The 13,265-nt window shown below is 46.3% G+C and carries 12 protein-coding genes; all 12 read right to left on the bottom strand.

The features are described 5' to 3' along the window. Nucleotides 1-54: 54 nt before the first annotated feature. Nucleotides 55-594: an outer spore coat protein CotE gene (locus tag C232_RS0100780; protein ID WP_018660213.1), complete on the bottom strand. Its 540-nt coding sequence runs from the start codon at nt 592-594 to the stop codon at nt 55-57. A gap of 301 nt (nt 595-895) precedes the next feature. After that, nucleotides 896-1,336, bottom strand: coding sequence for a YlbF/YmcA family competence regulator (locus C232_RS0100770; RefSeq protein WP_018660209.1), 441 nt, complete (start codon nt 1,334-1,336; stop codon nt 896-898). After that, a complete protein-coding gene (miaB, locus tag C232_RS0100765; RefSeq protein WP_018660208.1) occupies nt 1,336-2,883 on the bottom strand; it encodes a tRNA (N6-isopentenyl adenosine(37)-C2)-methylthiotransferase MiaB in 1,548 nt (515 codons plus the stop codon). The genes C232_RS0100770 and miaB overlap by 1 nt, the downstream gene beginning before the upstream one ends. A 162-nt stretch (nt 2,884-3,045) precedes the next feature. Then, on the bottom strand, nt 3,046-4,296 hold the full coding sequence (locus C232_RS0100760; protein ID WP_018660206.1) for a peptidase U32 family protein: 1,251 nt from the start codon (nt 4,294-4,296) through the stop codon (nt 3,046-3,048). A gap of 12 nt (nt 4,297-4,308) precedes the next feature. Continuing rightward, nucleotides 4,309-5,217, bottom strand: a complete 909-nt coding sequence (locus C232_RS0100755) for a peptidase U32 family protein (protein ID WP_026314421.1) — start codon at nt 5,215-5,217, stop codon at nt 4,309-4,311. A gap of 280 nt (nt 5,218-5,497) precedes the next feature. Beyond that, the gene (spoVS, locus tag C232_RS0100750; RefSeq protein WP_013859169.1) at nt 5,498-5,758 is read right to left on the bottom strand and encodes a stage V sporulation protein SpoVS; all 261 of its coding nucleotides are present in this window, start codon (nt 5,756-5,758) and stop codon (nt 5,498-5,500) included. A 367-nt stretch (nt 5,759-6,125) separates the two neighbouring features. Next, nucleotides 6,126-6,926 carry a TIGR00282 family metallophosphoesterase gene (locus C232_RS0100740; RefSeq protein WP_018660198.1) on the bottom strand — a complete coding sequence of 267 codons (801 nt, stop codon included), beginning with the start codon at nt 6,924-6,926 and terminating at the stop codon, nt 6,126-6,128. Between the two features lie 86 nt (nt 6,927-7,012). Then, entirely contained in the window at nt 7,013-8,575 is a 1,563-nt protein-coding gene (gene rny, locus C232_RS0100735; RefSeq protein WP_018660196.1) for a ribonuclease Y, read from the bottom strand. Between the two features lie 491 nt (nt 8,576-9,066). Continuing rightward, complete coding sequence (gene recA / locus C232_RS0100730) at nt 9,067-10,110, bottom strand: recombinase RecA (RefSeq protein WP_018660194.1); 1,044 nt, start codon at nt 10,108-10,110, stop codon at nt 9,067-9,069. 218 nt (nt 10,111-10,328) lie between these two features. Then, entirely contained in the window at nt 10,329-11,579 is a 1,251-nt protein-coding gene (locus tag C232_RS0100725) for a competence/damage-inducible protein A (RefSeq protein WP_018660193.1), read from the bottom strand. A gap of 116 nt (nt 11,580-11,695) precedes the next feature. Next, nucleotides 11,696-12,274 (bottom strand): CDP-diacylglycerol--glycerol-3-phosphate 3-phosphatidyltransferase, encoded by a 579-nt coding sequence (gene pgsA / locus C232_RS0100720; protein ID WP_018660190.1) that lies wholly within the window; start codon nt 12,272-12,274, stop codon nt 11,696-11,698. 80 nt (nt 12,275-12,354) lie between these two features. Next, nucleotides 12,355-13,260, bottom strand: coding sequence for a helix-turn-helix domain-containing protein (locus tag C232_RS0100715; protein WP_018660188.1), 906 nt, complete (start codon nt 13,258-13,260; stop codon nt 12,355-12,357). Between the last annotated feature and the right edge of the window lie 5 nt (nt 13,261-13,265).

Genomic DNA, 13,265 nt, shown 5'->3' with positions numbered 1-13,265 from the left:
TTCAAATACAAGAAAAAACTAGGAGTGCTTTAAAAGCTCCTAGTCAGGTTTCACTTATTCTTCTTCCGTTCCCACTAAAAAGTCGGGGTTTAATTCTTCAAATTCATCTCCGTTTTCTTCTTCCCACTCATCATCGGAGTCGCAGCCATCCGGGTGGATCGCAACGCAAACCTTTGTCTCGCCAATCACCTCGACGAGAAATTCCCTTTCGACATTGACAATGATTTTATTCCCGTTTGGTGAAATAACCGCTTCGATGCAATTAGGCTGCTGGAGCACGCTGGCGATGACTTCCTTGTCATCAAGGCAATCCGGATCCCGGTAGTTTAATTTTACGGTATCGGTATACTCCACTTTTTCCGACATTACCGATGTCCGTGTATTGTCATTGTGGGAGTACCAAATGTTGACATCGTACGAGCCGCGGATTTCGACTTTTTTATCGACTTTTTTGGCTTCATACTTATGGTTGATGATCCAGCAACCCAAAATGCTCGATGGATGTTGCGGCGGGCAAATCGTGTGATTGGACTGTGTAAATTTGCGGCCTTTCGCAACGACTGCTTTCGTAATAATTTCTCTATATTCTGCCATTCGAGCGAACCCTCCTCATTTATTTTCATTTCATCCTATGCTTTTACCCAGGCTGGTGTGCCAAACTTTTAAAGCACAACCGGCACAGGCGGCAAGGTCTGTTGGGTACTTTCATTATATGTAGGAGAGGGCGGGATGTGCCGCTTACCGGAAACCTGAGGCTGTCTGAATGGTTTTCATGGCCGCAGTGGGCAAGCATACAGCTTCTTTTCCTGCAAACAGTGGAGACGGGGTAAGTTTTGGGTGCAAAAAAGCGGTGTCTGCTTTTGGTTTTAGCAGACACCGCTTTTGAAAATTTGCTTTAAAAGACAGATTCATCCTTACTTCCGGATGAATGCCTGATCTGTGAACCGGTCCGGCCATTTAGCAGGTCGCCGCCGGTTGAAACAATGATTTCATCTGTAACAGTATTGGAAATGGTGTTGGTCACAATTTGCAAAAGGTCATTTACATCAACCTGTGATTGTTTGAATTCCTGTACAACCGGAATCCCGTTCAATTCTGCTTCCAATTGGTCAATTTTTGCTTCTACCTTTTTTAGTGCCTCTGTTTTTCCATAATGCTGGAAGTTTACGGCCTGTTTCTGCAGGCTTTTGATACTGGCAATGATTTTACGGACCTTCTGATTTTCATTGATTTGCGCTTCCGCCCGTTTGAAATAATCGACTTCATCCGTTTCCGCAATCATCTTGGCAAGTTCCGCTGCTTTTGCGACAATATCATCTTTCGTAAACTTCTCCATCAGGCATTCACCTCAAGTGTATCAGCCGCATCAACCATTTCACCGTCAAGCGACCAGGTTTTGGCTTCCGTGATTTTAACTTTTACCAGCTTACCGATGGCAGACTTCGGCCCTTTAAAATTGACCAGTTTGTTTTTTCGTGTATAGCCCGCCAAAACTTCCGGATTGTGCTTGCTTTCGCCTTCCACGAGCACTTCGACAGTCTGTCCTTCGTATTTTTCCATGGCTGCTTTGGAATAGGCGTTTACAACCTCATTCAAACGCTGCAGGCGCTCTTTCTTGACTTCCATTGGAATATTGTCTTTCATTTTTGCTGCAGGTGTGCCTTCACGCGGTGAATAAATAAAGGTGTAGGCTGTTTCAAAGCCGACCTCTTTATACAGAGAAAGTGTTTCTTCAAATTGTTCATCTGTTTCATTCGGGAAGCCGACAATGATATCCGTGGTTAAAGCCACATCGGGAATCGCCGCTTTGATTTTGCGCACGAGTTCCAAATACTGCTCCCGTGTGTATTTACGGCCCATGATTTTCAGGATATCGCTTGAACCCGATTGAACCGGGAGATGGATATGTTCGACCAGGTTGCCCTTTTTGGCCAATACTTCAATCAAACGGTCATCAAAATCACGCGGATGGCTTGTTGTGAAGCGGACACGCGGGATATCAATTTTGCGCAGGTCATCCATCAAGTCCCCAAGGCCATATGTAATGTCTTCAAAATCTTTTCCGTAGGCATTGACGTTTTGGCCGAGCAGCGTGATTTCCTGATAGCCCTGTGCTGCCAGTTCGCGCACTTCCCTGATGATGTCTTCAGGGAGCCGGGAGCGTTCTTTCCCGCGCGTATACGGCACGATGCAGTAAGTGCAGAATTTATCACAGCCGTACATGATATTCACCCAGGCCTTAATTTTACCTTTGCGCACTTTTGGCAGGCTCTCGATGACATCGCCTTCTTTGGACCAGACTTCAACGACCATCGCTTTTGACATATAGGCTTCTTTTAAAATATGCGGCAGGCGGTGGATGTTATGGGTCCCGAAAATCATATCGACCTGCGGATGTTTTTGCAAAATTTTATTGACAACAGACTCTTCCTGGGACATGCAGCCGCAAACGCCGATCAGCATATTCGGGTTTTCCATTTTCAAAGGTTTTAAGTGGCCGATTTCACCAAACACTTTATTTTCGGCGTTTTCACGGATCGCACATGTGTTTAAGAGGACAACATCTGCATTTTCCGGTGTATCGGTCGGTTCATAGCCGAGCTGCATGAAAATTCCAGCCATGACTTCCGTATCATGTTCGTTCATTTGGCAGCCGTAAGTCCGGATATAAAATTTCAACCCGTCCCCCATGCCTTTAAATTCTTCTTCAATTTGAAAATCTTTTTGGTATTTGACTTCCGCTCTTCCGCGTTTTCGTGCTTCTTTTAAATTCGGCGGAATATAAACAGACTGAAAGTATTTGCTGTAGTCCTTTTCGGATTTTTTGTCCGCAGGCGCTGCAGTTTTTACTTGTTCCTGTTCCAAACGCTGTTTTTCATTCATGGGAATCTCCTTTCTTTCTTTCTTTACATTTGCACCGCTCCGTGCGGTACGATGTAAAAGCAAATCCGCCCGGAAAATCCAGGCAAATGGCCTCCAACGCAACAAGCGTCGGTATGGTACTAGTATAAATGGTTTTTTGGCTGAACACAACAAAGGCTGATTTTAGACACGGGCAGTGTTCCTCGGTGTTTTGCGCGTCCGCATCAGGAAGTACGGTTCAACGGGGCGGTCTACAACCATTTTAACAATCATCATCGGATTCGGGGCGCGTTCGATGCGGTTTCCGTCTTCATCCCAAAGTTCAGTTACCACCTGTTTGAAGTATGTAAAGCCGGGGCCGTAAAATTCAACTTCTTCACCGATGCCAAAATGATTGCGCTGCTCAAGCGTTGCGATGCCGGTTTCAGGGTTATAATCGAGGACCTGCGCTGTAAAGGTGTATTTTGGAATTTTGCGCGGGCGCCCGAACAGCTGCTGATTTTCATCCGGAGCGCCGAAGTAAAACCCGGTTGCCAAATCTCTTTGTGCGACTTTCCAAATTTCTTCTTCCCATGCCGGATCAAATTGAAAATGGTCCGGATCTTCGCAATAGGCATCTACAATCGCACGGTATACATTTGCAACCGTTGATACATAGTGAATGGATTTCATTCTGCCTTCAATTTTAAAACTGTTGACGCCGGCTTCGATTAACTCCGGAACGTGGTGAATCATGGTAAGGTCGACGGCGCTCATTGAAAATGGTTCACCGTCAGCCGTTAATCTATTGGTGCCGGCCGCTGCTGCCTGTTCAAATAAATCGTATTTCCAGCGGCATGACTGGGCACACCCCCCGCGGTTTGCGTCACGATTGGACATATGGTTGGACAATACACAGCGCCCCGAGTACGAAATGCACATCGCACCCTGCACAAAAGCCTCAATCTCGATATCTGTATGGGCACGGATCTCGCGGATTTCTTCCAATCCGACTTCCCGGGCCAATACCACCCGTTCCAAGCCTTCCTGTTTCCAAAATTGCAATGTTTTATAATTTGTCGCGGAAGCTTGTGTCGACAGGTGGACAGCAAGGCCGGGCGCTTCCTCCATGCAGATCGTAATAAAGCCGGGATCAGACACGATCACGGCATCGATGCCAATCTCCTTTAATGTACGGAAAAACTCCCCGGCCCCTTCATCATCGCCTTCATGGCCGACCATATTGGCAGCCACATACACTTTCGATCCCCGCTCATGCGCAAACCTGACGCCTTCTCCCATTTCTTCAAACGTAAAATTGCCGGCTCTTGAGCGCAGACCGTAAGCTTGTCCGCCGATATAAACCGCATCCGCGCCGTAGCGGATCGCCATTTTTAACTTTTCCAGGTTTCCTGCCGGTGCCAATACTTCCGGCTTATTGATGATTTTTCGCATGCTGTTTCCTCCTCACTGTACTGCATCCGGCCGCTTTAAGAAAAACCCGGTGCCGAGCCTGCGTGATTGCGGCTGCAGTTTCCTAAGCGCATCAGCAAAAGTTTGCGCCTCAAAGTTTCCCGCCAGTAAGGCTTGTTTTGCTTCAACATAAAGCCTCGCAATGTTTACAAAGTCCTGCCCTTTCATTAATACACCATCCAATTTCCATGTATCAAGGCCTGCTTCAAGGAGCACGGGCAGATAAGAAATCAGTGCAATATCCTCGCTGGAAAAAATATGGGTACCGTTCTCATCCTGATAGATAGGGTATGGATGACCTTCGTCTTTTGTTTCGCGGATATTCAAGCCGTTTTCCTTGCCAACCCCTTCATTTATATGGGCAAATTGATAGTAGTTGGTAAGCAGTTTCCTCTTTGAATGATGGATGCATGTCGGGCCGTAAACTTGCACCTCCACCGGTTTCGGCAGTTTCGACTGCATGTCCTTTAACTCGGTGAAAGTGCATTCTCTTGCGGCAACGGCCCCGGCTGCCCCGCGTTTCAACCAAAATCGGATTTGGCTGGCGGATGTCACCAGTGTTTGCGCATCGTAAATATACGGCAGCTTTAGCTCCAGTTCCTTCAGGGTCATGATGACACCCGGGTCTCCAACCGTGACCGCATCGATTCCAATTTTTTGCAAGTATGTTAAATAATCCGGTAATTGTGCAATATGTTCATTGTGCATTAAGCCGTTTACGGCAACCGTCACTTTTTTATGTTCAGCATGGGCCAACCCGGCGATTTCTTCCATTTCCTTTTTTGATATCGATCGCGGCATACGCAATCCAAACCGGTTATCCCCTATATACAGGGTGTCTATTCCTGCCTCGAGCAGCGCTTTTGCCTGGGCTGCTGATTCAGCGGTGGCTATCATGTTAATCAATATAATCCCTCCACATGTACGCCTGCCAGGATGCTCATGATCCCCGATTGGCAGCTTCTTTTCATACTCAAGCTTCTAAACACCTATGTATAGCGCCACTATTATACTTTATCACGTAATCCCTATGTTTTTGCCTATGAAGTTATGACAGTTTTCGTAAAAGTCCTCGCCCGTTTACCGTTTTCAAGCTTTTCCGCTCCCTTAATCCCAGTATAGCACCAAAAAAAAGGCGATGTTTACTTTTTGCAAACACCACCTGCGCTTTCAAATTTATATATCAGCGGGGTTCAACGATGAGTTTAATTGCAGTTCGTTCTTCTCCTTCAATCTGAATATCTGTAAAAGCCGGAATGCAGATTAAATCCACGCCGCTTGGAGCGACAAAACCGCGTGCAATAGCCACGGCTTTGACCGCCTGGTTAATAGCCCCCGCCCCGATGGCTTGGATTTCTGCACCTCCCCTCTCACGAAGAACACCGGCAAGTGCACCAGCTACAGAATTAGGATTGGATTTTGCTGAAACTTTTAATATTTCCATTTCTTCTCCTCCTTGTTTACTTCCGATAACCGAATGTCCGTTCAGAGTGACGATCCAGGTTTAAAAACAGGTTTTGCAAAGTATCCCAGTTGCCCGCCAGCCAGCTTGCTTTTTTCATGATGATATGATTGCACCTATATTTTTTTTGGCGGCTTATCCGCAGCCGTGAATCGTCTCTGCCATTTTTCAGCCCAGCCGTTTTCTCCACCTGTTGGCAGCGCGGGCAGTTTGAACGTCTCTCGTTCAATATTTTTTTAAAGGGAGGACTGCCCGCGACAGGCAGGAAAAATCATTCCACTGCTACTATATTCCTGCGAAATAGATTGTATGCCAATTATTCACGGGGGGCGTCCGCAAAAAAACCCGCTTATTCAGCAATAAACGGGTGGTCTTCATTAATTAATAGATTTTGGATTTGAGCGGCCCTGCCTGTTTTTTTGTCCAAATCAATGATGCAGGCACTTAAAATTTTGCGTCCTGATTTCGGTACCTCAAAACGGACAGGCAGGGAGGTCATAAATTTTTTAATCACGGCACTTTTTTCCATGCCGAGAATCGCATCATACGGTCCTGTCATGCCTACATCGGTCAAATACGCGGTGCCATTTGGAAGCACCCTTGCATCAGACGTCTGGACATGTGTATGTGTCCCTACGACCGCTGACACCTTTCCGTCCAAAAACCAGCCCATGGCCTGCTTTTCACTTGTCGTTTCAGCATGGAAATCAACAAAAATGTAATGGGTTTTCTTTTTTGCCCGCTCGACCAGTTCCTCCGCTTTCCGGAATGGGTCGTCAAGAGCATTCATAAAGGTCCGGCCCTGGAGGTTGATAATCGCAAATTCGGTGCCTCCCGCTTTGATCAGCATCATGCCTTTACCGGGCGTCCCTTCCGGAAAATTGGCCGGGCGCACCATATATTTTGCATCGTCAATAAACTCAAATATATCTTTATTGTCCCAGGCATGGTTGCCGAGTGTGATTGCATCTGCACCGGCATTCAGCAGCTCACGGTATATTTTTTGAGTCATCCCGCGGCCGCCGGCGGCATTTTCCCCGTTCACAACCGCCAGCTGCGGGCGGTATTTCGTTTTTAACTTTGGCAAATATTCTTTTACCATGTCCCTGCCCGGAGATCCAACAATATCTCCCACAAATAAAATTCTCATATCTATCCCTTTCTGTCTTACCGCATACTTCGCGGCATTTCTGTTTCGTCCGGCTGGAAAAAAATAAGCGGTGAACATGTCACCGCTTATTTTGCATATTCAACAGCCCGCGTTTCACGGATCACCGTTACTTTAATATGTCCCGGATAGTCCAGCTCGTTTTCAATCTTTTTGCGGATATCACGCGCCAGCCTGTGCGCTTCCAAGTCATCAATTTGTTCGGGTTTCACCATGATGCGCACTTCTCTTCCCGCCTGGATGGCAAATGATTTTTCAACGCCCTCATAGGACTCGGCAATTTCCTCCAGTTTTTCAAGCCGGCGGATATAGTGTTCGAGCGTTTCACTGCGTGCGCCCGGCCTTGCTGCGGATAAAGCATCCGCTGCAGCAACAAGCACCGCAATGATTGACGTTGGTTCTGTGTCGCCATGATGGGAAGCAATACTGTTGATAACAACCGGATGTTCCTTGTATTTCGTTGCCAGTTCCACACCAATTTCCACGTGGCTCCCTTCCACTTCATGGTCGACAGCTTTGCCGATATCATGAAGCAGACCGGCACGGCGGGCAAGCATTTCGTCTTCTCCAAGCTCAGCGGCCAGCAATCCCGAAAGGAAGGCCACTTCTATGGAGTGATTCAGAACGTTTTGTCCATAACTGGTACGAAATTTCATCCGTCCCAGTATCTTAATTAAATCAGGATGGAGACCGTGAACGCCCACTTCAAACGTGGTTTGTTCGCCAACTTCACGTATATGTTCATCTACCTCACGCCTTGCTTTGTCAACCATTTCTTCAATGCGGGCAGGATGAATACGTCCGTCTTGAACCAACTTTTCGAGCGCGATTCTTGCTGTTTCCCGGCGTACAGGGTCAAAACCCGAAAGAATAACCGCTTCCGGCGTATCATCAATAATGAGATCTATTCCTGTTAATGTTTCCAAAGTACGGATATTACGGCCTTCTCTTCCGATGATGCGCCCCTTCATTTCGTCATTCGGCAAGTTTACAACAGAAACGGTTGTTTCAGCAACATGTTCGGCTGCACACCTTTGAATGGCCAATGAAAGGATGCTTTTCGCTTTCTTGTCGGCTTCTTCCTTTGCACGCGTTTCACTTTCTTTTACCCTGACAGCAAGATCGTGTGAAAGTTCATTTTCAAGCTTTTCAAATATGATGGCTTTTGCCTGGTCACGATTCAAGCTTGAAATTCTTTCCAGTTCAGACTGTTGTTTCTTGACCATCCCCTCCAATTTGCTTTCCATCTCTTCAATATGTTGTTGTCTCAGGTTTAAAGAATCCTCTTTCTTTTCCAGCATCGAATCGCGCTTATCCAGCGACTCATCTTTGCGGTCGAGGTTCTCTTCCTTTTGCAATAAGCGATTTTCTTGTCTTTGCAATTCATTTCTTCGTTCTCGCAGTTCCCGTTCCATATCCGTACGAAGTTTATGATTTTCATCCTTAGCCTCTAACAGGGCTTCTTTTTTCAGACGGTCTGCCTCACGTTTTGCCTCTTCCACAATTTGTTTGGCAGCATCATTAGCCGCTGCAACTTTTGCTTCAAAGATCGACTTTCGGACGAAATAGCCAACAACTACACCGACGATAAGGACAAGCAAAAGGGAGATGATCCAAATAAGTGGCTCCATCAATTTCACCTCCTCTTGCTATGAACTTGTTTCATGTACACAATGTCGGCTGTTACGTTAATCCATTGGTTTTCAGTATACAGCGCTTGGCTCATAAAGTAAAACTTTCATCTTGAGGATTGGATAATCCTCTTGTCTTGATGTATATGCACTAAAACCCAACATGAGTTTCCCCGGATATTGCCGGTACTGCCATACACGTGTGCCTGTCTGATGAACACCCGGACAGCCGCGGCTTTACGGCTGATGGCCTGCAGACCGGCTGCAGGCCGGTGCAATCCGTACACACTGGGGAAATATCATTTTTAGTAAATAAAATATACATATTAATTCTAAAGGTGAGAATATTTATTGTCAAGGGGCGCGCGGCTAATGCCGCGTGATATTTTTTCATTCCGGCCCAAAAGCAAGGCAATCTGTGTGCGGGCCCTTTCGCTGTAAAACGGATTGCAAAAAAGGCGCCTGCAGTTTTGGCGCCTTTTTCAACCGGATTATTCTAAATGGAACTCTTCCTGTTCTTTTTCATTTTGATCCTCGGGCTGGCTGCTGTCGGACAAGCCGTAATGTTCACGGATTTTCATCGCAATCTCATTGCGGATATCCGGATTTTCTTTTAAAAACAGTTTTGCATTTTCACGCCCCTGGCCGACCCTTTCGTCATTATAGGAATACCATGAACCGCTCTTTTGGATAATATCAAGCTCGCTGCCCATATCGATAATTTCGCCTTCCCTTGAGATTCCCTCGCCGTACATAATATCCACTTCAGCCGTTTTAAATGGCGGCGCAACCTTATTTTTCACGACTTTAATTCTTGTTTTATTTCCGACAATATCGCTGCCCTGTTTAATTTGTTCGGCACGGCGCACTTCCAGCCGCACAGATGAATAGAATTTCAGTGCCCGTCCGCCTGGCGTTGTTTCCGGATTTCCAAACATAACGCCGACTTTTTCGCGGATTTGGTTAATGAAAATTGCGATCGTGTTTGACTTATTGATTATACCGGATAATTTACGCAGAGCCTGGGACATGAGGCGCGCCTGCAAGCCGACATGGGCGTCACCCATTTCCCCTTCAATTTCCGCTTTCGGCACAAGCGCAGCAACCGAGTCAATGACAATAATGTCAACCGCGCCGCTTCTGACAAGCGCCTCGGCAATTTCAAGCGCCTGTTCCCCTGTATCAGGCTGTGACAAAAGCAATTCGTCAATATTGACCCCAAGCTTCTGGGAATAAACCGGATCGAGCGCATGTTCGGCGTCGATAAAAGCGGCTTGTCCGCCCTGGGCCTGCACTTCTGCGATGGCGTGGAGGGCAACCGTTGTTTTACCGGAACTTTCAGGACCGTAGATTTCAATAACACGGCCGCGCGGATAGCCGCCGACGCCTAAAGCGATATCCAGGGCAAGCGAACCGCTCGGAATCGAAGACACAACCCGGTCCGGCTGTTCCCCAAGTTTCATAATGGAACCCTTTCCGAATTGTTTTTCTATTTGTTTAAGAGCCTGATCTAAGGCTTGTTGACGATCATTCACAAAATTTCCTCCTTTGTTTTCATCACGTACTCTCTTAAGCAATGAACCTATACATATACTATACCTGTTTTCGAGTGGTTTGCCAAGAAAAAAGTCGAACGTCCATTCGTTGCTTTTTTTGCCGTTTCATCTTGCAAAAAATCCTTTTTTCCCGGTAGAAAAAAGGATTTTTGCAAGAAAAAGAGCTTGAAAATTGAATTTTACAGTACTTTTTGTTTTTATTTTTCCGGTTTTTCTCCCAGCATTTGCAGTAAATAGTAGCAGCCATACTTTACAGTTCTGCGCCGGTTGCCGTTGCGGGAACTGGCGAGTTCGAGAAGATGTGTTTCTGTCTCCCTGCCTTTCATTGCGATACCGATCCATACTGTGCCGGGAGGGTTTCCTTCCAGCGAATCAGGCCCTGCAACACCCGTGAAACTGATCCCGATATCGCTCTTAAGCAGTTTACGCACGTTTTCCGCCAATTCCCGCGCGCATTCACTGCTTACGGCGCCATATTGATCAAGGGTTTCTTTTTTCACGTTCGCCAGCTTCATTTTGGCTTCATTCGAATAGACGACAACCCCGCCTTTCAGCATCGTGCTCACACCTTGGATCGCTGCCATTTCTGCAGTAAACAAGCCGGCAGTCAGGCTTTCCGCGCAGGCTACGGTCAGCTGTTTTGAAGATAGCTTCTCCAGCAGTGCTTCCATTAAAGTGGTCTGATCATATCCATAAAAATATTGCCCAACAATCTGCAGGATTTCTTTCTCTTTTTCATCAATCATTCTTTTGGCTTCTTCTGCCGATTCATGTTTTGCAGTAATCCGCAATGTCACTTCGCCTTCCGATGCAAGCGGCGCAACTGTTGGATTGGTCTGGCCGTCAATGATATGCTGTACTTCCGTCTCCAGCTGTGATTCGCCGATTCCAAAGAAGCGGAGCACACGCGACTCGATTCTTTCAATGGTTTCCAATTCATTCTGGATCGCCCGGCTCCCGTAGTTAAGAAACATGGGTTCCATTTCATGCGGCGGCCCCGGCAGCAGCATATAATAATGGTTTCCGTATTTGGCAAACATGCCGGGCGCCATCCCGTGGTCATTCGGCAGTACTTTCGCCCCTTCCAGGACAAGGGCCTGTTTTTTATTATTTTCGGTCATCTTCCGTTTTGTACGGATAAAAAAGTGTTCAATTGAGCGCATCGCATCCTCATCCGTCACAAGATTTTTCCCGAGATGGGCTGCGATCGTTTCTTTCGTCAAGTCATCCTTTGTCGGACCAAGCCCGCCAGTAAAGATGATAAGTTCGGCACGGGCTTCAGCTGTTTGTATGGCTGCTTTTAGACGTTCCGGGTTATCTCCGACCACTGTCTGATAAAAGACGTTGACCCCGATTTCCGCCAAATTTTCCGCCAAAAATTTGGCGTTCGTATTGGCAATCTGCCCAAGAAGCAATTCTGACCCTACTGCTATCAATTCTGCATTCATCCTGACTTCCTCCTTTTTCGAAAAGCACCATCATGATTTATGTAAAGCAAATGCCCTTTTCTTTTATCCAAAAAAATAAGAAAAAAACAGTGAAAGATTAACTTTCACTGAATTCCTCATTTTGAGTGGGCAAACACTTTTCGATTTAAATAAAAGTAATCCGCCCCTGACCAGATTGTAAAAATGAGTGCCACCCATAAAGCGACCAAATCCATCCGGAAAGACAGCGCTGCAAATGGGAAGTTATGCAGCAGCAACAAAATAATCGCGATAATCTGCGTCCATGTTTTGATTTTACCCAGCATATTGGCAGCCACCACTTCGCCGCCTTCCGCCAAAATCAGCCGCAGTCCGGTAACTGCAAATTCGCGGGCAATAATAATAATGACAATCCAGGCCGGTGCCATTTGCAAGCCGACCAACAGAATAAATGCGGTCGAAACAAGCAGCTTATCTGCGAGCGGGTCAAGAAATTTTCCTAAATTGGTCACAAGGTTGAGCTTGCGTGCATAGTGGCCGTCGATCCAATCGGTTAACGAAGCAACTGCAAAGATGATGCAGCCTGCCAGATGGGTGACCGGAATTTCGGTACCCAGCAGTACAACCGACCCCCACCGGAAAGGCACCGCCATTATAATTAAAAATACAGGAATGAGACATACACGCGAAACAGTAATTTTATTTGGCAAATTCACAGAACATTTCCTCCAACTTGTACATATTTAATTAAAAAAGCAAACAGCAGCGGAGAAAAGTCCCCGCTGGCATACCTGCTTTATTCAGGTTTGGAAGTTTCAAATTGAATCACGATATCCTGACGTACTTCCTTAGTAACGGGGATTTCATAACTTAATTTTTTTCCATTCACAAAAATTTGGGTATTTGCAGTATTGCCGATCGTAAGGGTAGCTTCCTTTTGTTTGGAGAGATCGGCGCTCTGGCTGTCCCCGTCGTTCATTAATTTTTGGAAATTGGTTGTGCCGCCGCTGTTTTTAACCTGTACCCAGCTTTGGCCTCCATTTGTTTTTAATTCCAGTTTAAATTGGTCAGTATTGCTGAGCTTGTACGTCGTTGTAAAGCCGTTTGAAGAGACAACTTCCAATTTTTGGCCGGCTGGTCTCTCACTGTTTTTCTTTTCTTTTGTTGCGGATGATTTTTTTGGCGTTTCGGTACTTGGGCTGCTGTGATGGGCAGTGGCTTTTTCCGAAGATTTCACGTCTGAAGACTGCTGCACACTGACATTGCCGGAACTGCCGCTGCCGAGTTTATTCTTGTTGTTGTTGCCGGCCAGACTGGAGACAACAAACCATATTAAAAACAAAACGGCAATAATCACGGCGACTACCAGGATTCTGGGCAAAACGTTTAAAACTTTAACGGAATCCGGCGCCACACGCTTTCTCGTCTGCACACGCGAAATTTGTTCCGGCAATTCTTCCGTTTGGGTACTTGGCACCTCGTTCCCGTATTCCTCAAACAATTCTTCCGGCTGCAGCCCGACCGCTTCAGCGTATTGCTTAATAAATGCCCGGACATAAAACTTCCCAGGCATCGAATCGTAATTCCCTTCTTCAATGTTTTTCAAATATCTCTTTTGGATCTTCGTCATTTCCTGAAGATCGTCCAAACTAATGCCTTTTTCTTTTCTTGCTTCTTTTAAACGACTTCCTAATTCCGTCATGCTAA

The sequence above is a fragment of the Heyndrickxia acidiproducens DSM 23148 genome (genome assembly GCF_000374345.1).
Lineage (GTDB): Bacteria > Bacillota > Bacilli > Bacillales > Bacillaceae_C > Weizmannia > Weizmannia acidiproducens.
The sequence above is the reverse complement of the archived record's forward strand: the minus strand, read 5'-3'. Positions and strand labels throughout refer to the sequence as shown.

Coding starts and splice junctions, on each gene's coding strand:
- C232_RS0100780 (WP_018660213.1), bottom strand. CDS start 594: ATGGCAGAATATAGAGAAATTATTACGAAAGCAGTCGTTGCGAAAGGC.
- C232_RS0100770 (WP_018660209.1), bottom strand. CDS start 1,336: ATGGAGAAGTTTACGAAAGATGATATTGTCGCAAAAGCAGCGGAACTT.
- miaB (WP_018660208.1), bottom strand. CDS start 2,883: ATGAATGAAAAACAGCGTTTGGAACAGGAACAAGTAAAAACTGCAGCG.
- C232_RS0100760 (WP_018660206.1), bottom strand. CDS start 4,296: ATGCGAAAAATCATCAATAAGCCGGAAGTATTGGCACCGGCAGGAAAC.
- spoVS (WP_013859169.1), bottom strand. CDS start 5,758: ATGGAAATATTAAAAGTTTCAGCAAAATCCAATCCTAATTCTGTAGCT.
- C232_RS0100740 (WP_018660198.1), bottom strand. CDS start 6,926: ATGAGAATTTTATTTGTGGGAGATATTGTTGGATCTCCGGGCAGGGAC.
- rny (WP_018660196.1), bottom strand. CDS start 8,575: ATGGAGCCACTTATTTGGATCATCTCCCTTTTGCTTGTCCTTATCGTC.
- C232_RS0100725 (WP_018660193.1), bottom strand. CDS start 11,579: ATGAATGCAGAATTGATAGCAGTAGGGTCAGAATTGCTTCTTGGGCAG.
- C232_RS0100715 (WP_018660188.1), bottom strand. CDS start 13,260: ATGACGGAATTAGGAAGTCGTTTAAAAGAAGCAAGAAAAGAAAAAGGC.